This window comes from Sphingomonas sp. LH128 (genome assembly GCF_000293195.2).
GTDB lineage: Bacteria > Pseudomonadota > Alphaproteobacteria > Sphingomonadales > Sphingomonadaceae > Novosphingobium > Novosphingobium resinovorum_A.
The window spans coordinates 1-601 of the sequence record NZ_ALVC01000579.1 but is presented as its reverse complement, the minus strand read 5'-3'; the positions used below and the strand labels follow the sequence as shown (position 1 = coordinate 601).

Annotated in this window: 1 protein-coding gene; it reads right to left on the bottom strand. The window is 61.4% G+C overall.

What is annotated here, in order from left to right; genetic code table 11:
- The coding region (gene tnpC, locus LH128_RS30395) for an IS66 family transposase (RefSeq protein ID WP_037522226.1) at positions 1 to 601 on the bottom strand (601 nt) is incomplete at both ends.

The following is a 601-nucleotide window of genomic DNA, read 5'->3' as shown; positions in this document are numbered from 1 at the left end:
CTCATCAGGATACCGCGATAGTCGCCGAGGAAGGCCTGCGGATGTTCCTGCCCGCGACCGGGTTGATAGTCGAACAGCACGATCGGCTGTTCGCTGTCCTCGCTGCTGCGATAGGCCCACATATACGAGGTGCTGGTAGGGGCCTTGCCCTCTTCCTTCAGCACTTGAACCGTAGTCTCGTCGCCATGAATGACGTCTTGGGACCGGAGCCGCAGCTTCAGGGCGTCATAGATGCGATACAGATGCCTCTCGCTCGAACCAATCACCCAATGGCCCAGAGCACCGCGGCTAACGGGTACACCTGCACGCTCGAAGGTTTGCGCCAGACGATAGAGCGGCGTGCCATCCACGTATTTGTGGACAAGGGCAAAGGCCAGCGTCGAGGCCGTGGCAATGCTCCCCGGCAAGGGCTGAGCGGGCATTGGCGCAAGGACGATCGGCGTGGCGACCCCGGTGCGGTCGCAATTGCGGCACGCATATTTGGCGCGGGCATTCTGCAGGACCGTGGCCTTCACCTCGATGTGAAGCTGCTCGGTTACCACTTCCCCCATGCGATGCATCCGTTCTCTGCAGCATGGGCAAACCTTCTGGTCGTCGGCGA